General features: G+C 72.8%; 19 protein-coding genes. 5 read left to right on the forward strand and 14 right to left on the reverse strand.

What is annotated here, in order from left to right:
• Positions 1–175: 175 nt before the first annotated feature.
• Genes nicT through ATJ97_RS07270 form a run of 4 tightly spaced genes read right to left on the reverse strand, consistent with a single transcriptional unit; the run spans position 176 to position 3869 of the window.
• Positions 176–1282 (reverse strand): Nickel transporter NicT, encoded by a 1107-nt coding sequence (gene nicT, locus ATJ97_RS07255; protein ID WP_245862244.1) that lies wholly within the window; start codon positions 1280–1282, stop codon positions 176–178.
• Positions 1283–1301: 19 nt separating this feature from the next.
• On the reverse strand, positions 1302–2126 hold the full coding sequence (locus ATJ97_RS07260; protein WP_098483165.1) for a sulfite exporter TauE/SafE family protein: 825 nt from the start codon (positions 2124–2126) through the stop codon (positions 1302–1304).
• Positions 2123–3502: an MBL fold metallo-hydrolase gene (locus ATJ97_RS07265; protein ID WP_098483166.1), complete on the reverse strand. Its 1380-nt coding sequence runs from the start codon at positions 3500–3502 to the stop codon at positions 2123–2125. Before ATJ97_RS07265 ends, ATJ97_RS07260 begins: the two co-directional genes overlap by 4 nt.
• A gap of 46 nt (positions 3503–3548) precedes the next feature.
• A complete protein-coding gene (locus tag ATJ97_RS07270; protein WP_098483167.1) occupies positions 3549–3869 on the reverse strand; it encodes a rhodanese-like domain-containing protein in 321 nt (106 codons plus the stop codon).
• 273 nt (positions 3870–4142) lie between these two features.
• On the opposite strand from ATJ97_RS07270, the gene ATJ97_RS07275 reads away from it, so the two are divergent.
• Both ATJ97_RS07275 and ATJ97_RS07280 read left to right on the forward strand, forming a co-directional pair.
• Positions 4143–5009 (forward strand): hypothetical protein, encoded by an 867-nt coding sequence (locus ATJ97_RS07275; protein ID WP_098483168.1) that lies wholly within the window; start codon positions 4143–4145, stop codon positions 5007–5009.
• 184 nt (positions 5010–5193) lie between these two features.
• Complete coding sequence (locus tag ATJ97_RS07280) at positions 5194–5763, forward strand: rhodanese-like domain-containing protein (protein WP_098483169.1); 570 nt, start codon at positions 5194–5196, stop codon at positions 5761–5763.
• A gap of 111 nt (positions 5764–5874) precedes the next feature.
• On the opposite strand, the gene ATJ97_RS07285 is transcribed toward ATJ97_RS07280, so the two are convergent.
• A complete protein-coding gene (locus ATJ97_RS07285; RefSeq protein WP_098485303.1) occupies positions 5875–7698 on the reverse strand; it encodes a 5'-nucleotidase C-terminal domain-containing protein in 1824 nt (607 codons plus the stop codon).
• Between the two features lie 776 nt (positions 7699–8474).
• Here ATJ97_RS07285 and ATJ97_RS07290 point away from each other — a divergent pair.
• Positions 8475–9659: an FG-GAP repeat domain-containing protein gene (locus ATJ97_RS07290; RefSeq protein ID WP_143426909.1), complete on the forward strand. Its 1185-nt coding sequence runs from the start codon at positions 8475–8477 to the stop codon at positions 9657–9659.
• A gap of 73 nt (positions 9660–9732) precedes the next feature.
• Entirely contained in the window at positions 9733–10323 is a 591-nt protein-coding gene (locus ATJ97_RS07295; protein ID WP_098483171.1) for an arsenate reductase/protein-tyrosine-phosphatase family protein, read from the forward strand.
• Positions 10324–10372: 49 nt separating this feature from the next.
• Here the strand turns inward: ATJ97_RS07295 and ATJ97_RS07300 are convergent, their stop codons facing one another.
• Positions 10373–11275: a tyrosine-type recombinase/integrase gene (locus ATJ97_RS07300; RefSeq protein WP_098483172.1), complete on the reverse strand. Its 903-nt coding sequence runs from the start codon at positions 11273–11275 to the stop codon at positions 10373–10375.
• A gap of 141 nt (positions 11276–11416) precedes the next feature.
• Entirely contained in the window at positions 11417–12457 is a 1041-nt protein-coding gene (locus ATJ97_RS07305) for an acetylxylan esterase (RefSeq protein ID WP_098483173.1), read from the reverse strand.
• A gap of 165 nt (positions 12458–12622) precedes the next feature.
• On the opposite strand from ATJ97_RS07305, the gene ATJ97_RS07310 reads away from it, so the two are divergent.
• On the forward strand, positions 12623–13711 hold the full coding sequence (locus ATJ97_RS07310) for a DUF4190 domain-containing protein (protein ID WP_098483174.1): 1089 nt from the start codon (positions 12623–12625) through the stop codon (positions 13709–13711).
• A 171-nt stretch (positions 13712–13882) separates the two neighbouring features.
• Here the strand turns inward: ATJ97_RS07310 and ATJ97_RS07315 are convergent, their stop codons facing one another.
• From ATJ97_RS07315 to ATJ97_RS07340, 7 genes are all read right to left on the reverse strand, one after another.
• Positions 13883–14323 (reverse strand): SRPBCC family protein, encoded by a 441-nt coding sequence (locus ATJ97_RS07315; RefSeq protein WP_098483175.1) that lies wholly within the window; start codon positions 14321–14323, stop codon positions 13883–13885.
• Between the two features lie 63 nt (positions 14324–14386).
• Entirely contained in the window at positions 14387–15073 is a 687-nt protein-coding gene (locus ATJ97_RS07320) for a GOLPH3/VPS74 family protein (protein WP_098483176.1), read from the reverse strand.
• Positions 15074–15238: 165 nt separating this feature from the next.
• Positions 15239–15646 carry a type II toxin-antitoxin system VapC family toxin gene (locus ATJ97_RS07325; RefSeq protein WP_098483177.1) on the reverse strand — a complete coding sequence of 136 codons (408 nt, stop codon included), beginning with the start codon at positions 15644–15646 and terminating at the stop codon, positions 15239–15241.
• Positions 15643–15864: a type II toxin-antitoxin system CcdA family antitoxin gene (locus ATJ97_RS07330; protein ID WP_098483178.1), complete on the reverse strand. Its 222-nt coding sequence runs from the start codon at positions 15862–15864 to the stop codon at positions 15643–15645. Before ATJ97_RS07330 ends, ATJ97_RS07325 begins: the two co-directional genes overlap by 4 nt.
• Before the next feature lie 120 nt (positions 15865–15984).
• A complete protein-coding gene (locus ATJ97_RS07335; RefSeq protein WP_211287092.1) occupies positions 15985–17454 on the reverse strand; it encodes an NCS2 family permease in 1470 nt (489 codons plus the stop codon).
• 96 nt (positions 17455–17550) lie between these two features.
• On the reverse strand, positions 17551–17706 hold the full coding sequence (locus tag ATJ97_RS19710) for a hypothetical protein (RefSeq protein ID WP_170037207.1): 156 nt from the start codon (positions 17704–17706) through the stop codon (positions 17551–17553).
• Positions 17706–18380: a class E sortase gene (locus tag ATJ97_RS07340; protein ID WP_245862249.1), complete on the reverse strand. Its 675-nt coding sequence runs from the start codon at positions 18378–18380 to the stop codon at positions 17706–17708. Before ATJ97_RS07340 ends, ATJ97_RS19710 begins: the two co-directional genes overlap by 1 nt.
• Between the last annotated feature and the right edge of the window lie 121 nt (positions 18381–18501).

An 18501-nucleotide genomic window follows, 5' to 3' on the forward strand; every position in this document is an offset into this window, starting at 1 on the left:
GCAGCGCAGGCAGCATGTGCTTCTCCGGCCGACATGAGAGCGATGGATCCGTGAGGCAGCCACAGGACCGAGCCCCGCTCGCACCGCTCTTGCACCGCTGGCGTCCCGAGGAACTGACACCGTGGTCGGACGACTGGCGTGACCAGACCGCGATGCCGCGGAACCGGGACTGCCGTCAGCCCGCCGCGCCCGGCGCCCAGCGCTCCTCGAGCCGGCCGAACCGCCACACGGCCAGGCTCAGCAGCCACGCGCCGACGAAGAGTCCGACCAGCCCGTAGCCGACGGCGCCCAGGTCCAGCCCCGCGACCCAGGCGAGGAACCCGCCGGCCGGGTCGACGTGCTCGGCGAGGAGCTGGATCAGCACCACCGACCCGATGCCCAGAGCCGCGATCACCGAGAGCACGGTGACGGTGAGGTTGTAGTACACCTTGCGCACCGGGGCGAGGAACGCCCAGCCGTAGGCGCGGGCCATGAGCACGCCGTCGGCGGCGTCGAACAGGCTCATGCCGGCGGCGAAGAGCACCGGCAGCACGAGGATCGCGTACCAGGGCAGGGTGAGCGCCGCGGTGCCGCCGGCGAGCACGAGCAGCGCAACCTGGGTGGCGGTGTCGAACCCGAGCCCCATCAGCAGCCCGACGGGGTACATGTGCCACGGCCTGGTGACGCGGCGGGTGAAGCGGCCGAGCAGCCTGGCCATGACGCCGCGGCTGTTGAGCAGACGCTCGAGCTCGCGCTCGTCGAGGGTGGCGCCGCGCATCTCCCGGAACACCCGCACGATGCCGCGGACGGAGCCGAGGTTGAGCAGGCCGATGAGGATGAGGAACGTCCCGGCCACGATCGAGCCGACGGTGCCGAGCGTCTGCTGGAGGGCCGACCCGCCGTCGGCGACCGGTCCGGCCACCGCCCGCACGCCCAGCGCGAGCAGCAGGGCGAGGCCGAAGACGACGCTGGAGTGGCCGAGCGAGAACCAGAACCCCACGCTCAGCGCCGGGCGGTCCTCGCCGACGAGCTTGCGGGTGGTGTTGTCGATGGCGGCGATGTGGTCGGCGTCGAAGGCGTGGCGCACACCGAGGAGGAACGCGGTCACGCCCAGGCCCACGCCGAAGACCCCGGCGCTGCCGACGGTGAGCCGCTGGGGCGCGACGGCGAGGACCAGCACGCCCCAGCCGACGAGGTTGAGGAGCAGCACGGTCGCGGCCATGCCGGCGAGGGACCGCTTCTCGGCCCGTCGGAGGCGCGCCCGTCCGGCGGTGGCCGGCGCGGAGATGGCTGGGGTGGTCACGGACGTGTCCTTTCGACGTTCACAGGAGGCTCGGGATGCTGCTGGCCGCGGTGTACGCGGCGACGGCCACCAGCAACACGGTAAACGCGAGGTTGAGGCGGGCGGGACTCACCCGGGAGGTGATTCGTGCGCCGAGCAGGCTGCCGGCGACGGCGGCCGCGGTGAAGACCCCTACCAGTCCCCAGTCGAGGGTGACGTCCTGCCCGAGCCGGGAGGCCAGCGCGCTGGCGCTGTTGACCGTGATGACCACCAGGGAGGTGCCCACCGCCACGCGCATCGGCAGGCGCAGGACCAGCACGAGCGCCGGGACGACGGCGAACCCGCCGCCCACCCCGAAGAAGCCGGTCAGCAGGCCCACGCCGGTCGCCGTCGCCAGCAGGGTGGCCACGGCCCGGCAGTCGCACCGGAAGGGTCGCAGCGCGAGCATCGGGCTGGTCCGCGCCTCCGGCGGCTCGCGCCCGGCGGCCTGCTCCCGGGCGGCGGCGCGCCGCCGGTGCGTCATGACCCCGGCGACGACGAACATCAGGCCCGCGAAGGCGGCGAGCAGCACGTCCGGGTCGACGCTCGCGGACAGCCGCGACCCGAGGTAGGCGCCGCCCACCCCGAGGAGGCCGAAGACGAGGCCCTGGCCGAGCCGGACACGGCCGGCCCGGGCGTGCGGCACCATCCCGATCAGCGTGGTGACCCCGACGATGACGAGGGACGCCGTCGTCGCGGTCCGGAGGTCCTGGCCGAGGGCGTAGACGAGGGCGGGGACGGTGAGGATGGACCCGCCCCCGCCCAGGGCGCCGACGGTCAGGCCGACGACGACCCCGAGCGGGACGGCGAGGGCGAGCGCGCTCACGCCGAGGCGGGCGCCTGGTCGGCGACGACGGGCAGGCCGGCGGCCTGGGCCGAGCGGTCGAAGCTGTCGTCGACGGCGACCACCCGCCGGCCGGTCGCGGCCACGAGCGAGGCGGCGATGGAGGCGCGGTAGCCGGACGCGCAGTGCACCCACACCTCGCCCTGCGGGACCTCGTCCATGCGCCGGACGATGTCGTGGATCGGGATGTGCACGGCGCCGTCGATGTGGCTCTCGCGCCACTCGCTCGCCCGGCGCACGTCCAGCACCGTGACGGTGCGGTGGTGACGGACCTGCGCGAGGTCGCCGAAGCTCGCGGTGGTGAGCTCGCCGAGCGGGCCGTCGGTCCACTCCTCCGGCCGCCCGGTGGCCGCGGCGGCCGGGCGGTCGATGCCGATGCGGGTGAGCTCGCGCTGGGCCTCGGCCACCTGCTCCGGGCTCTCCCCCAGAAGGGTCACCGGGGTGCCCCACGGGATGAGCCAGCCGAGATAGGTGGCGAACTGGCCGTCCAGGCCGAAGTTGAACGTGCCGGGCACGTGGCCCTTCGCGAAGGCGGTGCGGTTGCGCAGGTCCACCAGCCACTCCCCCGCCTCGAGCCGACGGCGGAGCTGCTCCTTGTCCGCGCGCTCGGGCTCGCTCAGGTCGGCGGCGGCCGGGCCCGCGGAGTTCGCCGGGCCCATGTGCACGTAGTACGCGGGGTAGGCGTCCAGGCCGGCGAGGGTGTCGGCGACGTAGTCCTCCTCGTCCTGGGACATCACCGGGTTGACGAGCCGCTCCTGACCGATGGTCGAGGCGGTGGTGTCGCCGCCGGCGGAGGTGGCGGCGCAGAAGCTGCCGAACCCGTGGGTCGGCATCACCCTGGTGTCGTCGCTCAGCTCCGCGGCGAGGCGGCGCGCCGAGCTGTACTGGTGGCGGGCGAGCTCGTGGGTGTGGGCCTCACCGAGCAGGTCCGGGCGGCCGGTGGAGCCGAAGAGCAGCGAGCCGCCGGAGAACACGGCCGGCTCGTCCCCCTCGAGCACGTAGGACAGGTGGGTGAAGGTGTGCCCGGGCGTGTGCATCGCGCGGACGCGCATGGTCGGGCTGACCTCGACGGTCTCGCCGTCGCGGATGGCGGCGCGCTCGAAGGAGACGTCGTCGTCGGCGTTGACGTGGTACTCCGCCCCGGTCTGCCGGGCAAGGGCGTAGCCACCGGTGACGTAGTCGTTGTGGATGTGGGTCTCGAACACGTGCGTGATCCGGACGCCGGCCCGGGCGGCCAGGTCGAGCACGCGGTCGATGTCGCGCTGGGGGTCGACGACGAAGGCGACCTCGCCGTCGTGGACGAGGTAGCTGCGGTCGCCGAGGGACGGGGTCTCGATGGAGATGATCGTGGGGGTCATGAAGGTTGGTCCTTCCTGGGTGCGGGTCGGCGCGGCGGGCAGGCGCTCAGGCCCCGGCGTGCGGGCCGGTGACGACGGGGTTGCCGGCGCGGATCCAGCCGGCGGTCCCGCCGTCGACGGAGTAGGCGTCGAGGCCCGACGCGCGCAGGTACTCGGCGGCGCGCAGGCTGCGGTTGCCGCTGGCGCAGATGAGGTAGACGGGCTGGTTGGTCGGCAGGAGGGCGGTCCGCTGCGGGACCTCGCTCAGGGGGATGAGCTCCGCACCGGCGACGTGGCCCTGCGCGTACTCCGCCGGCTCACGGACGTCGACGACGAACGCGCCACTCGCCTTCGCGGCAGCGAACTGATCGATGGAGACCTCGGCCATGGACTGTTCCTTCCGTTGGGGTTGATACCCCCAGGGGTATCGGTTCGAAGCCTACAACGAGGCCGCCGCGCTGCGCATTCCCGGACGCCGGGCCGGTCGCTCGCCTTCGACCCTGATACCCCGGGGCGTATAGTTCACCATCGCCACCCACCCACCACGAAGGAGTTCCATCATGTGCAGTCCCGCCCGTTGCGGCACCTGCGGCAAGGTCACCTGGACCGGCTGCGGCATGCACGTCGACGCCGTCATGTCCGACGTCGAGCCCGCGCAGCGATGCACCTGCCGCTGACCCCGCCGACCGGTCGGCCGCCGGAGGGTGACGCCCGTGCCGACCTCGCCTCCCTCGTGCTGGCACGTCGCCGGGACGCCGTCCAGCGCCTGACCGCGGCAGCCGGCAGCTCGTCCCTGTGCACGCTGTCGCGCTCCGGCACGCCGCGGCCCGCGGTGAAGTACCTCGAGGGCACCGTCGCGGCCCTCTCGGACGTCCGCCGCGCGCTGCGCGACCGGCCGGGCGACGCGGAACCGGCCACGACGGACGCTGCCGCCCGGGCGTCGATCGACGAGGCCCGCGAGCGCTGGCTGGCCCGGCGCGGGCGGTCCGCCGCGTCGTCGTCGGACTGGCAGGCCTACCTCGACGGCGCGGTCGACGCCCTGGACGAGCTGGTCGCGACGGCGGAGCGGTACCCGGACGCCGCAGGGGGCGCTGACAGCCCGGCTCCGGGCATCGTCACGCCCCTGACCCGGTCCGCGCCACCTCGCGAGCATGGCACCAGGACGTGGCGGCCCGGCCGGCGAGCCGCCGCCACCACGGTGCTTGCACCACCGCTCTTCGCGGCCCTGGTAGCCACTGGAGGTGGCTGGACACCGCTCTCCGCCCCGTTGTGGACGGCACTCGTGGCACTGACCTCGGTCGTCGGGGCGGCCACGCTCTCGACCTACCTGCCCCTGCGAGGTCAGGGCCGTCGACCGAACGCGGGGTGCACCCCGTGCGCGGCCATGTCCGCCGTGACGGTCCTCGGCGCCGCCTGGCTGCTCGGCTCGGCGCCGCTGCAGCCGACCATGGCGGCCGTGGCGCTGGCCGCAGTGACCTTCGGCCTGGTCCAGCGCGTCACCGGTGCGGGGACCGCCTGCGCCACCTGACCTGCGCCACCTGACGTGCACCCGCGACCGCCAGTCTTCCCCAGAGTCGCACCGGCCGATTGCGGGTCCGACCTGATACCCCGTACCGTATCGGGACGCCACTCGGCGAAGACACCCGACCTCAGGAAACGGATTCGTGACACCGCTCAACACCGGTACCACCACATCAGCAACCGATCAGCCCGTGCTCGCCCCGGAGGCCGTTGCCGAGCGGCTCGCCTCCGCGACACCGCCCCGTCTGATCGACGTCCGCACGCCCGCGGAGTTCGAGGCCGCGCACATCCCGGGGGCCTACAACGTCCCGCTCGACACGCTGCGGGAGCACCGCGACGAGATCGCCCGCCGGCTCGACGAGGAGGTCGTCCTCGTCTGCCGGTCCGGTCAGCGCGCCGCCCGGGCCCAGGAGGCGCTGGCGACCGCCGGGCTGCCAAACCTTCACCTGCTCGAGGGCGGCATGCAGGCCTGGCAGGCGGCCGGCGGCGCGGTCAACCGGGGCAGGCAGAAGTGGGACATCGAGCGTCAGGTCCGGCTCGTCGCCGGCTCCGTGGTGCTCGGCAGCATCCTGGCGAGCACCCGCGTCCCCGGCGCGAAGTGGGTCGCCGCCGCGCTCGGCACCGGCCTGACGGCCGCGTCGCTGACGAACACCTGCGCCATGGGGGCGGCGCTGTCGAAGCTGCCGTACAACCGCGGCGCCTCGGTCGACCCCGTCGAGGCGATCGCGCAGCTCGGCCCCGTCGGCGTCCCGCGCCGCTGACCCCGTCGCCGCGCGCGGCCGCTCCCCTGGGAGTCGCCACACGCGCCGCTGCTCCCCTACGGTGAGGTGACCAGGCCCCCGAGCTCGATGAGCTCGGGGGCCTTCGGTCGGTCAGGCCTGGATGACCACCGGGACGTCGTTCGCCGTCAGCTTCCAGTCCGTCGTGGAGAACGAGCTCGGATCGATCTGCCCCTGCTCACTCACCCAGTCGATGATGAGCTGCCGGATCTCCCGCTGGGCGTTGTAGACCACCGGCGCCGTCGTCACGCCCGGGAAGTTCCCGCCGCCGGACTGCCGGTAGTTGTTGATCGCGATGACGAACCGCTGCGCCGGGTCGATCAGGTCGTCGCCGTACCTGAGGTTCTTGATCCGCGCGCCGACCGGGTGGGCGATGTCGATGTCGTACGTCAGGCGCTCGGTGTAGCCCGCCATGGTGTCGTAGTTGTAGTCCGGGGTGCCGTTCGGCGCGGTGTCGGTGACCGCGTTCGTGACGTCCGCCGGGGCGAACGGTCCCGCGCCGGTCACCTGCTTGAAGTAGCGGGCCGAGAACTCCAGGTAGGCGCGCACCTGCTCGCCGGTCAGGACGATGCCGAGCAGCGTGTTGTCGAAGATGTACATGCCCGCCACGTCGCGCACGGTGACCGCGCCGGCCGGGACCGTCGCGTCCTTGTTGAAGGGAGCCGAGATCGACAGGATCGGCAGCGCCGCCTCCGGTGTGCCCGCGAGCGCCCGCGCCACCTCGGCCGACTGCACGTGGTTGACGAAGTCCATCGCGGCGGTGTCCTCGTACCGTGCCGTCGCCGCCGACATCGCCGCCGCGGACGTGCCGATCACCGAGTTCACGTACCTGCGCACGGTGGCGTGGTCGCCGGTGAGGATGGCCGCGATCGCTGGGTCCTCCGGCACGGTGTTCGCGTTGAGCAGGTGCGCCCCCATGGCGGCGACCTGCCACCGGCCGCGGACCTTCACCAGGTCCAGGTCCATGACGGTCAGCCGCATGCCCCAGCGCAGCGGCTCCGAGAGCAGCACCTGCTTGCCCGTCTGCTTGTTCGTGACGAAGCGCTGCGGGATCTCCAGGTGCGCGTGGCCGACGAGGATCGCGTCGATGCCCGGCACCTCCTCAGCCAGCAGGGTGCTCGCGTTCTCCGGGTAGGGAAGGGCGTCGCCGTAGGAGCTGGAGGTGTTCGGCCCGGAGTGGCAGGAGACGATGACGATGTCGGCGCCGGCCGCCCTCATCTGCGGGACGAAGACCTTCGCCTGCTCCACGATGCCCGGGAAGCGCACCTTGCCGTCGACGACCGCCTTGTCCCAGATGGCCACGCCCGGCGTGACCAGGCCGAGCACGCCGACCGTGATCTTGCGTCCGCCCTCCGGGTTGACGGTGTGGAGGCTGTAGGGCTGGTAGACGGGCTCGTCGGTGTGCCAGTCGACCGCGTTGGCGCACAGCAGCGGGAAGTTCAGCTGCCGGTCGAAGGTGTCGAGCACGTCGAGCCCGTAGTTGAACTCGTGGTTGCCCATCGCGGCGGCGTCGTAGCCGATGGCGTTCATCGCGGCGGCCATGGGGTGGACGTGCCCGCCGGTGATCGGGTCGATCTTGGCGTAGTAGTAGGACAGCGGGGTGCCCTGGATGGTGTCGCCCGCGTCAAGCAGCAGGCAGTTCTCCGCGCCGCGCTCCTCCCGCATCGCGGCGACGAGCGTGGAGATCTTCGCCAGCCCGATGTCGTTGTTCGCCGAGTCGGTGTACTCCGCGTCCTTGAAGTAGTCCCAGTTGAAGACGTTGCCGTGGGTGTCGGTCGTCCCCAGCACGGTCAGCCGGTAGGTGTGCTTGTCCGCGGGCGGCGCGGCGTGCGCGGGCGCTCCGGTCAGCGCGGTGCCCGCGACGCTCAGGGCGGCCAGCTGCAGCAGCCGCCGGCGGCTCACCTCCGTGCCGAGCATCGCCTGGTGGGCGGACAGAGCCTTGTGGTCCATTGCCTCTCCTCATCGAGATACGCGTCCAGCGTCGTGCTGGGTGCTCTGCTCGTGGCAGTGGACCGAAAGTAGCGGCGCCAGATCGGCAGGACGGGCTTAACGGAGAGGTGTCGTTCCGACCATTCGCGTCGGATAACCGCGGACGACGGCGCAGGCCGGCCTCGGCATGACCGCGGACGACGACGCAGGCCGGCCTCGGCATGACCGCGGACGACGACGCAGGCCGGCCTCGGCATGACCGCGGACGACGACGCAGGCTGGCCTCTCTGAGCTACGCGTGCAAGGTCTGTCTTTTCCGAAGGGTGAGCAGCGCGCGACGACGACGAGCTGTGCTGGCACCGATCCAGCCCTGCTCACGCCCGCGCGCGACGGTGGAGCGGTCGCCCCACGCTCGCACGAATCCAGCCCTGCTCACGCCCGCGCGCGACGGTGGAGCGGTGCGCGCCGCGCTGGCTGAATTCGCTCCACGCTGGAAGGTGCCGAAAGGACGACCTCGCTCGGGCGCCGTCGCACCCACGCGCAGACACGCTCGCGCCGTAGCAGGCCGGGCGAGTCCACGCCCAGCCCGGACAACTCCCACTCTCCTCGCCCGCGGAGGGTGAACGGATTCACCCTTCCCAGCTGGGGGGCTTCATCCGCCATGTCCCCGCGACACCTGTCTCCGAACCCGTCCGGTCGCGCTTTCCTGTCCGGGCGGGCCCCTCCCTCCGGGCCCGCACCATCCCGGGACCGGGAGGCACGCGATGAAGCACCACGCCGCACCACGACCGGTGCGCACGAGCCTCGGCGCCGCCCTCGCCACGCTCGCCGTCGTCCTCACGCTCGCCGCCCCCGCCGGCGCCTTCCGCGGCGGCGACGTCGACGACCCCGCCCGCCGCAACCCCGTCACCAACGGCGAGACCGGCAAGACCTACCTGCTCAACAACGGCTGGGACACCGCGCACGACACCACCGCCGTCGTCGGCAACCACTACGACCGCACCTACACCGGCGACTTCGACGGCGACGGCCGCGACACCGTCGTCTACCGCCGCGGCACCACCTACGCCCTCGGCCGGTGCACGCAGACCTACGGCCGCGTCAACGACGAGACCCTCGTCGGTGACTGGGACGGCGACGGCACCGACACCCTCGCGCTCCACCGCGGCAACACGATCCTCCTGACCAACACCGCCTGCTCGTCCCGGGCCGAGCGCACCCTCACCTACGGCCGCCCCGGCGACGTCGTCCTCGTCGGCGACTGGGACGGCGACGGCAAGGACACCTTCGCCGTCCGCCGCGGCAACACCCTCTACATCAAGAACCGTCTCACCGGCGCCCCGGAGATCACCCTCACCTACGGCCGGACAGGCGACACCCTCCTCGTCGGGGACTGGAACGGCGACGGCAAGGACACCTTCGCCATCCGCCGGGGCACCACCTACTATCTCCGCAACACCCTGAGCACCGGCCCCGCCCACCACACCGCCACCTACGGCCGCAGCACCGACGCCGTCGTCGTCGGCGACTGGGACGGCGACCATAAGGACACCCTCGGCGTGCGCCGCCGCGATCCCGTCCCGACGCCGCGGAACCGGCCCGAGCAGATCGCCGCGAGGTACGGCATGTCGGTGCGCTACGCCGCCGCGGACAACCTGTGCGGCTCCGGGAAGGTGGGGTGCTTCGGGCCGGCGCTGCCCTACATCTGGGTCTCGATGACGAACAAGGGTGAGCCGCGGACCGCCGCGCGCATCGAGTCGACGGCGTGGCACGAGTCCGGCCACTCGCTGCAGTACAAGGCGTGCGGCACGATGAAGCTGCCCCGGGTGGAGCAGGTCGCCGACGCGATCGCCGACCGGATCCGGGGTGCGAGGACCCGCTCGGTGGGGGTCACGGCAGATGACCAGCGGAAGGCTGCAACCATCGTCGCCGGGCAGTGCCCGTACTGAGAGCCGCCGCGCCCGGCCCCGGCCGGTCCGGCTACCGTGGGCCCGCACCATGGCAGACGGACAAGGACGGGACATGGCATACCGCTCGGGCGAGAACTTCACGATCCTCACGGTGTGCACCGGCAACATCTGCCGCTCCCCCGCCGTCGAGCACCTGCTCCGGGCGGCGTTCGGCGCCACGAGCGGGGTGACGGTCGAGAGCGCAGGCACCGGTGCGCTGGTCGGGGAGCCGGTGCACGGGCCGATGGCGGACCTGCTGCGCGGCGTGGACGTGGAGCCGGACGGCTTCGCCGCCCGCCGGGTCACCGAGCAGATGCTCCGCGGCGCGGACCTCGTGCTCCCGCTCACCCGGGACCACCGTGCGCAGGTGGTCGACATCGCCCCGGCGGTGGTGCGCCGGACCTTCACGCTGCGGGAGTTCGCGCGCCTGGCGTCGCAGGTGGACCGCGACCAGCTCGAGGCGAGGGCGGGCGGGCCGACGGCGACCCCCGCGTCCCGGCTCGACGCCCTCATCCCGATGGCCGCCGCGCACCGCGCCGCCGTCGACCCGGCGCTGGACGACGTCGTCGACCCGTACCGGCGCGAGCTGTCGGTCTACCAGGAGTCCTTCGACCAGCTGCTGCCCGCGGTGCGGACGATCGCCCAGATCGCCCTGCGTCTCTGACCTGACGCCAGGCCCCGGCCGCGGCCGGGTCCCGCAGCAGGGCTCGGCGTCAGCTCTTCTTCGTCACGTAGTCCGCGAGCAGGTGGGCGGCGTGGCGCTGGAGGTTCCCGCGCGCCCGGTCGTACATCGCCGTCATCCGGGGGTCGGCGTGGCGGGCGGCGTTCTGCACGTCCCGCAGCGTGGCGCCCGCGTCGAGGGAGAGGGTGACGAAGGCGTGCCGCAGCACGTGCGGGTGGACGTGCTTGTCGAGGGTGCGGTCGCCGAGGACGCGGATCCAGCGGTAGGCGGTCGCACGGTCGAGCCGGGTGAGGCTGCGGCGCAGGAGCAGCGGCCCCCGGCCCCGCTCCCCCGCCGCCGCGTCGACCGCCTCGGCCACCGGCGGGGTGAGCGGCATGGTCGCCGGCTTGGCGCCCTTGCCCACGAACGAGACGGTCCGGTAGCCCTGCGCCTCGCCCCGGGTGTCCTCGATGTTCAGGTCGCACGCCTCCCCGACCCGCAGGCCCAGCAGCGCCAGGAGCGACACGAGCGCCCACCGGGCCGGGCCCGCCTCGCGCGCGGCGACCAGCAGCGCGGCGACCTCCTCGCGGGAGAGCCCGAGGAGCCGGGTCTCGTCCCGGCGCACGTGCGGCACGACCAGCCGGCGGGCCGGGGAGTCATCGATGAACCCCTCCTCGGCGGCGTAGCGGTAGAAGGCCCGCACGCACCGCAGCCGTGCCGCGACCGTCCCCGGACCGTTGCCGCGCCCTTTCTCGAGGTAGTGCCGGAACAGGTCGAGGTGGACCCGGCGCACCTCGAGCGGGTCCAGCTGCACGCCCTCGCACCAGCCGTAGAGGATCCGCAGGTGCTGGGTGTAGATGACCAGCGTCCGGCCCCGGTACTGGGCCAGGTACCCGGCCGCGGCGAGTTCGGCCCCGCCCGGCATCCGCCGGGGCACCGTCAACGCACCCGCCATGCCGTGCCCTCCCCCGCTCGCCCGGCTCCGCCGTCGTGCCGACGACGGTAGAGCGGCCCGGCGGCCGGGCGTGGCGGCCGTCCCCAGCCCGCCGTCGGGGCAGCGGGCCGTCCACAGGGGGCGGCGCGCCGCCCCGGGGGCCTACCGCCCGGGGACGACGGCGCCCGCCCGGCCCGGGCCGTCCGCCGCCTCGCCGGCGCGGCCGAGCCGGGCGCCGAGCCACCGGATCTGCCGGCCGAGCTGCTCCGCGGCCCCGCCCTCGTGGCCGTTGAACGGGTAGACGACGATGTCCTTGTCGGCCGCGCCCGCCGGCTGCCCGTAGTGGTTGTAGGCGGCGAAGACGGTCGACGGCGGGCAGGTGACGTCCATGAGGGCGACGGAGAACAGCGCGGGCGCGCCCGCCCGCCGGGCGAAGGCGACCCCGTCGATGTAGGAGAGCGTCCGGAAGGCCTGCTCGACGTGCCAGCGGTGCACGGCGAGGTAGGCCGACACCTCCGAGTAGGGGCGCGCGTCGGTGATCTCCACCGCGCGCCGGATGTGGCACAGGAACGGCACGTCCGGCATGACGGCCGCGACGTCGGGGACCAGCCCGCCGACCGCGAGCGCGATCCCGCCGCCCTGGCTGACGCCCGCGACCGCGACGCGTGCCGGGTCGACGCCCTCGAGGGTCCGGACGGCGTCGACCGCCCGGACGCCGTCGGTGAAGACGCGGCGGTAGTAGTGCTCGGCCGGGTCGGCCAGCCCGCGGGTGAGGAACCCCGGGAAGGCGGGCCCGGACCCGACGGGGTCCGGGGTGTCCCCGCCGGCGCCCCACGCGCTGCCCTGGCCGCGGGTGTCCATGACGAGGTGGACGTAGCCCGCGCTCGCCCACGCGAGCCGCTCGTGCGGGAGCCCGCGGCCGCCGCCGTAGCCCAGGTACTCCACCACGGCCGGCAGCGGGCCGGCCTGCCCGGCCGGACGGGTCAGCCACCCGCGCACCGGGTGCCCGCCGAACCCGGCGAAGGTGACGTCGTACGTCTCGACGAGCGTCAGCCCGGTGTCGACCCGGGCGAGCCGCACGTCCACCTCTGCCGTGCGCGCCTCCGCCAGGGTCCGGGCCCAGAACTCGTCGAAGTCGACCGGCTCCGGCACGTCCGGCCGGTAGGTCTCGAGCTCGGCGAGGGGCAGGTCGTAGAGGGGCATGGGCTCTCCGGGAGGCGTGCTGGACGACGTCGTTGCGCGGGCCGATCGGCCCGGCGCCCATCCTGCCAGTGCCGTTACATTTTTGTGACACGCCGTCGCTAAAGTTGACGTCAGCGACGTCCCCGTTCTCGGCGTCGACCATCCCCCTGACCACGAAGGGCCCCCATGTCTTCGCCCATCCCCCCGCCCCCCGCCGGAAGCCAGCCGTCCTACGGCCCGCCGAACGGCGACCAGCAGAATCCGTACGCCGCCGAGGCCGGTGCCCCCGCCGGTCAGGGCCCCTACGGCCAGGCGCCGTTCGCCCAGCCGGCCGACCCGGGCCAGGCCCCCTACGGCCAGCCGGCCGACTACGGGCAGGCTCCGTACGGCCAGGCCCCCTACGGCCAGGCGCCGGGCCAGCCGTACGGGCAGTCCTACGGCGGACCGTCCTACCCCGGTGGCCCGCGCCCCTCGAGCGGGCTGGCCATCGCCGCGCTCGTCGTCGGCGCGATCTCCCTCATCGTCGCGTGGGTCCCGGTCATCAACATCGTCTCGATCATCGGCGGCATCGTCGCCGTCGTCCTGGGCGTCGTCGCGGTGCGCAAGGCGAGCCGGGGGGTCGCCGGCGGCAAGGGCATGGCCATCGCCGGCGCCGTGCTCGGCGGGGTCTCGCTGGTGGTCGCCATCATCATCAACGTCGTGCTCGGCAACGCCATCAGCGAGGCCGTCGACGCCGCGGAGAGCGCCGCTCCCGCCGTCGCCCCCTCGCCCTCCCCCGCGGATGCGGCCGACGAGCAGACCGTCGACACCGAGCAGCCCGCCGAGCCGGCCGACGCCGAGGCCCCGGCCGCCGCCGGAGGCCTCCTCCCGCTGGGCCAGCCCGCCGAGGTCGGTGACTACACCATCACCGTCACCGGCCTGAACCTCGACGCCGACGAAGCGATCGCGCAGGCCGACGAGTTCAACCCGCCGGCCGAGGGCCAGTACGTCATCGCCGACCTCTCCGTCGTCTACAACGGCACGGAGGAGGGCAACCCGTGGATGGACCTGTCCTACATCTTCACGGGCACCGACGCCGAGGAGTACGACGACGGCACCTGCATGGCGATCGAGGAGAACTCCGTCGTCAACGTGCCGACGCTGGCCACCGGCGACGGGGCCGACTACGAGGTCTGCATGGACGTGCCGGCCGACGCCATCGAGGGCGGGACCTTCTCGGTCGGGCCGTTCCTCTCCTTCGACGCCTCCGAGCGGGCCACCTGGGCGATCAACTGACCCGACCAGGGCCCCGCAGGGCCGTCGACCGAGGCGCCGGAGGACTTCCTCCGGCGCCTCGCTCGTCCTCTCCGCCGTCGTGGCCCCGGGGCGGTCGGGATCTTGGGCGGATCCGCGCCGACGGCGGACGGGTGCGTGCTGCGCCAGCGCGAGACCGTGCGTGCCCGCGCCTCAGCGGGCGCCCGCCTCCAGGTACCTCTTCAGGTCGAGCCAGTTCCGCCGCTCCCAGCCCAGGCCGACCAGAGCGAGAACAGGGGTCAGCACCCGCGTGGGCCCGAGGAGGCGCATGTCCCAGTCCCACCGCAGCAGCGTGCCCGCGCCCGTCTCACGGAAGGTCAGCGTGCCGTCCACCCTCATCGAGGAGGAGCGAATGTCGTTGCGGAGCCGGTGCGGCCGGTCGTACTCCAGGATCTCGACCGTCATCGTTCCCCGGGCCCCTGTGCCCCTCGGCGTGGCCGCGAAGCGGGCGCCCGCCGCCACGGGTCCGTCCGTGAGCTTCTCCGCGCGGACGAGGCGCGGGTTGTAGAGCGGCTCGTTCCGCCCGTCCGCGACCAGGTCGAACACCTCCTCGACCGGCGCGGCGATCGTGACGTCTCCCGTGATGCGCACCATCGCGCTGCTCCCTCCCTCTGCCGGCGGAGCCCACGGCCGGCCGCCGGCGGGCGCGGGCCGCTGTCAGACGCCGCCGCCTCCACCGTGAGACGCCGAGCTGGTGGCCGCGATGATGGCGGCGTTCATGCTGTCGATGGCCCGCCGCACCGACCTTCCTGCCCAGTCGCCCTCGGCGATCTGCCTGGCTCGTGCCTTCAGCTCGCGCTTCTGCAGCCCCAGGGTCGCCGGGTCGATCACCTTGTGCACCGCGTTCAGGGCTAGCAGCAGGGAGATCAGCGCGGCGGTGCGCTCGTCGGCGGTCGTGCCGTTCTGCAGGGCCTGCGCGAGGCCGGCGCGGACCTCCGACTCGTGACGCACGTCCTCGGTGGGCCAGCGCTCTGTCGGGATGAGGCCGAGGATCCGCCCCTCCTCGGCGCGGAGGAGACCGGCCGCGACGAGGCGCTCGTACAGCCGGTCCCGTACGTGCTTGCCGAGCTTCGTGACCACGCTCTCGGGTTTCTTCCCCTCCCTGGCGACGACGACGGCCAGGGCGTCGTCGAGGACGTCGTCGCCCGTGGGGCCGGGGTCCCGGACGGTGAGGCGTCCCTCGTGGACGCGCTCGTCCGGGCCGGCGACGTCGACACGTTCGCGCAGCGCGAGCTCGACGAGCAGCGCGCCGCCGAGGGCGATGTCCGCCTCGGCGCCGGAGACCAGGAGCTTCCCCGTGCTGTCGTCCGTGACTGCGAGCAGGACGTCCTCTGCGACGAGCATTCTTCAGGGTATCCAGCCCCTGCGCTGCCGGGGCTGAGATCGCGGCCGAGCCTGCAGGAGTCGGCCGCCGAGCTCAGTTCAGCGGCGCCCGGCGCCGAGTCGGACGTGGTCGGGGCTCAGATCGGCGAGCCCGCATCCCCTCCGGCTGCGGGCAGCGATTCCGCCTCATTGCCCCAGGCCGCGGGCCGGCGGGGCGATGACCTCGCACGGTGCCGCTGCACGAGCCAGCCGAAGGTCCGTCGTCACGAGGGGCACACCGCGTTCTGCCGCGAGCGCGACGTAGAGGCCGTCGAGCACGCGCAGTCGCTCACGGAGCTCGAACGCGGCCCTGAGGTGAGCGCCGGTCGGCGGGACGAGCACCTGCGGCAACGACGCGATGGCCGCCAGGGCATCAGCCGCAGCCGGCGTTGTGAGTACGCCAGCACGTTCGAGCCGCGCCACAGCAGACAACACCTCGGCGGGCTGGTGGGCCGGCGCGATCACCTCGTGGCCCTCCATCTGGCCCGCCGCCCACACACCGTGACGTTGGTCGGCAACGATCTCGACGAGCGCGGAGGCGTCCAGGACAATCACGCGCCGAACTCCTCACGCACATCGTCCATCAGGTTCTCGATGTCGACCTGTCGCTCGGCACGTGGCGGCCTGGCGCGTTCGCGCGCCACCCAGTCGGAGATGTCGGAGGTTCGCAGAGCGCGCTCGACCGCCTCCTGCGTCAGCGCCGACAGCGAGATACCGCGTTCTCTCGCGCGACGGTAGAGCTCGTCGGGCAGATAGACGCTCACCTTGGGCATGCCCCCAATGTATCCCCATCAGGTGTCATGAAATACCCCCATCGCTCTCCACGGCCTCGTCGTCGGAGACGCGGCAGCCCCCGGCCGAACGGCCGGGGGCTGCTGCAGGGGGTGGGGTCGTCAGATCCCGAGCGCGCTCTGGATCGGCCCGAGGGCGAAGTAGATGACAAAGAGCACCGCGACGATCCACATGAGCCAGTGGACCTTGCGCGCCCCGCCCTTCCGGGCGGCGGAGAGCACGACGTAGGCGATGAAGCCCGCGCCGATGCCCACGGTGATGGAGTACGCGAAGGGCATGAGGATGATCGTCAGGAACGCGGGGATCGCGATGGCGGCGTCGCGCCACGGGATGTCCGTCACCTGCATCATCATCAGGAAGCCGACGATCACCAGCGCCGGGGTGGCCGCCTCGTAGGGCACGAACGCGGTGAGCGGGGAGAGGAACGTCGCCAGCAGGAACGCGATGCCGGTGACGATCGAGGCGAGACCGGTGCGGGCGCCGTCGCCGACGCCCGTGGCCGACTCGATGTAGCTGGTGTTGGAGGAGACGCCGGCGGCGCCGCCGGCGGCCGCGGCGATGGAGTCGACGACCAGGATGGCGCGGGTCCGCGGCGGGTTGCCCTCCTCGTCGAGCAGGTTCCCCTCGGCGCCGATGGCGACCATCGTGCCCATGGTGTCGAAGAAGTCGGCCAGCATGATGGAGAAGACGAGCAGGATCGCGGCGATCGGGCCGAGCTTCTCGAAGGCGCCGAAGAGCGAGAAGTCGCCGAGGGTGCTGAAGTCCGGCGCCTGCACGGGCGAGCCGGAGAGTGCCGGGACGGTCAGCGCCCAGCCGCCGACGTTCTTGTCCGGGTCGGCGGCGCCGACCTTGGCGACGGCCTCGACGATCGCGGCCAGCACCGCGGCCACGACGATGCCGATGAGGATGGCGCCGCGCACGCCCTTGACCATGAGGAAGGCGATGGTGAAGAGGCCGACGACGAACACCAGCGCCGGCCAGCCGATGAGGGAGCCGTTGACGCCGAGCTGCAGCGGGGTGCCGCCGGGTCGGACGATGCCGGCGTTGACCAGGCCGACGAGGGCGATGAACAGGCCGATGCCGACGGAGATGGCGACCTTGAGCGCGTGGGGGACGGCCTTGAAGACGGCCTCGCGCAGGCCGGTGAGGACGAGGATCAGGATGACGAGACCCTCGAGGACCACCAGGCCCATGGCGTCGCCCCACGTCATGCCGGGCAGGTTGACGAGGGTGAAGGCGAGCAGTGCGTTGATGCCCATGCCGGCGGCCAGCGCGAGCGGGTAGTTCGCGACGGCGCCCATGAGGATCGTCATGATGCCGGCGACCAGCGCGGTGCCCGCGGCGACGGCCGGCAGGTTCGGGGCCGAGCCGCCGCCCAGGAACGCGCCGGTGGAGTCCGGCGTGGACAGGATCAGCGGGTTGACCACGAGGATGTAGGACATTGCGAAGAACGTGACGAGCCCGCCACGGATCTCGCGTCCCACGGTCGAGCCGCGCTCGGTGATCTTGAAGGTCCGCTCGAGCCAGCTGTCAGAAACCCTGGGTGGCGCGCTCTGCGCAGAAGTGCTCACGGGGCGGATTGTGACAGACCGTCAGCAGCACGGGAACCAATATCTCGCCGTAGACGTTGACGAAAATCACGTCCGCCTCGGGCGCCCCCGCAGGGGTCAGCCGACGGTGTTCTCGGACAGCCCGTAGTTCAGGTCGATCCACGGGAAGACCCAGGTGAACAGCACGCCGACGATGGCGAGGGCCAGGACGAGCGCCTCGATCACCTTGAGCCAGCGCGGCCCGGGCAGGAGCCGCCAGATCGCTGCGTACATCAGCTCACCTCCAGGAGCTCGGCGGGCATGCCCTCGCTGCGCGGGACCCAGCCGACCAGTTCTGCGTGGGTGATCCAGCGGTCCTCGATGCCCCACAGCGGGTGGCAGGTGGTGAGGGTGAGCAGCCGTTGGGTCGGCTGGGCCTCGGGTTGGCGCGGCACCGGTGCGATGACGTCGATCTCGGTCCGGTGGACGATGTAGTCGTCGAAGACCTCGTAGACGAGCCAGGCCTCGGCGGTCTCGACGACGATGCGGTCGCCGTGCTGGAGCTTGTCGACGTGCCGGAACGCCGCCCCGTAGGACATGCGGTGCGCGGCGGTGGCGAAGTTGCCGACGGCGCCCGGCATCGCCGTCTCCGGGTAGTGCCCCACGGCGCCGGTGTTGAGGACGTCCCACATCCCAACCCCGTGAACGATCGGCACCTGGTAATCGGCGCCCCAACGCGGAACGCGAAGGGTGGCGAAACCTTCGCCTTCGGCCACCGGCTCCATCACCGGCGGGTCGTCGGTGCGGAGCTCTGCCTCCTGCTCCACCACCGGCTGCTGGAAGCGCTCCTGGATCTCCGACACCGCGGAGGCCTGATCATCCCGCACCGCCACGTCGGTCCAGAAAACCTGCCAGACGACGAAGAGACCGACCAGGAGCCCTGCGGTCAGCAGGAGCTCGCCGATCACGCCCGCAATTCGCGTCCCGACGCTGGGGCGGCGTGGCCGGTCAGCGTTGCGCCGTTCGGCACGCCGGCCGGGGGCCCCGGATGTGGCATCGAGGATGTCAGTACCCACGGGGTCGGACGGG

Origin of the sequence: Georgenia soli, from assembly GCF_002563695.1 — a bacterium.
GTDB lineage: Bacteria > Actinomycetota > Actinomycetes > Actinomycetales > Actinomycetaceae > Georgenia > Georgenia soli.

Bases quoted from the DNA above. Each gene is read 5' to 3' on its own strand.
- ATJ97_RS07310 (WP_098483174.1), top strand. From the start codon at position 12,623: ATGTCTTCGCCCATCCCCCCGCCCCCCGCCGGAAGCCAGCCGTCCTAC.
- ATJ97_RS07290 (WP_143426909.1), top strand. From the start codon at position 8,475: ATGAAGCACCACGCCGCACCACGACCGGTGCGCACGAGCCTCGGCGCC.
- ATJ97_RS19710 (WP_170037207.1), bottom strand. From the start codon at position 17,706: ATGTACGCAGCGATCTGGCGGCTCCTGCCCGGGCCGCGCTGGCTCAAG.
- ATJ97_RS07315 (WP_098483175.1), bottom strand. From the start codon at position 14,323: ATGGTGCGCATCACGGGAGACGTCACGATCGCCGCGCCGGTCGAGGAG.
- ATJ97_RS07265 (WP_098483166.1), bottom strand. From the start codon at position 3,502: ATGACCCCCACGATCATCTCCATCGAGACCCCGTCCCTCGGCGACCGC.
- ATJ97_RS07295 (WP_098483171.1), top strand. From the start codon at position 9,733: ATGGCATACCGCTCGGGCGAGAACTTCACGATCCTCACGGTGTGCACC.
- ATJ97_RS07275 (WP_098483168.1), top strand. From the start codon at position 4,143: ATGCACCTGCCGCTGACCCCGCCGACCGGTCGGCCGCCGGAGGGTGAC.
- ATJ97_RS07285 (WP_098485303.1), bottom strand. From the start codon at position 7,698: ATGCTCGGCACGGAGGTGAGCCGCCGGCGGCTGCTGCAGCTGGCCGCC.
- ATJ97_RS07270 (WP_098483167.1), bottom strand. From the start codon at position 3,869: ATGGCCGAGGTCTCCATCGATCAGTTCGCTGCCGCGAAGGCGAGTGGC.
- ATJ97_RS07305 (WP_098483173.1), bottom strand. From the start codon at position 12,457: ATGCCCCTCTACGACCTGCCCCTCGCCGAGCTCGAGACCTACCGGCCG.
- ATJ97_RS07330 (WP_098483178.1), bottom strand. From the start codon at position 15,864: ATGCCCAAGGTGAGCGTCTATCTGCCCGACGAGCTCTACCGTCGCGCG.
- ATJ97_RS07300 (WP_098483172.1), bottom strand. From the start codon at position 11,275: ATGGCGGGTGCGTTGACGGTGCCCCGGCGGATGCCGGGCGGGGCCGAA.
- ATJ97_RS07320 (WP_098483176.1), bottom strand. From the start codon at position 15,073: ATGCTCGTCGCAGAGGACGTCCTGCTCGCAGTCACGGACGACAGCACG.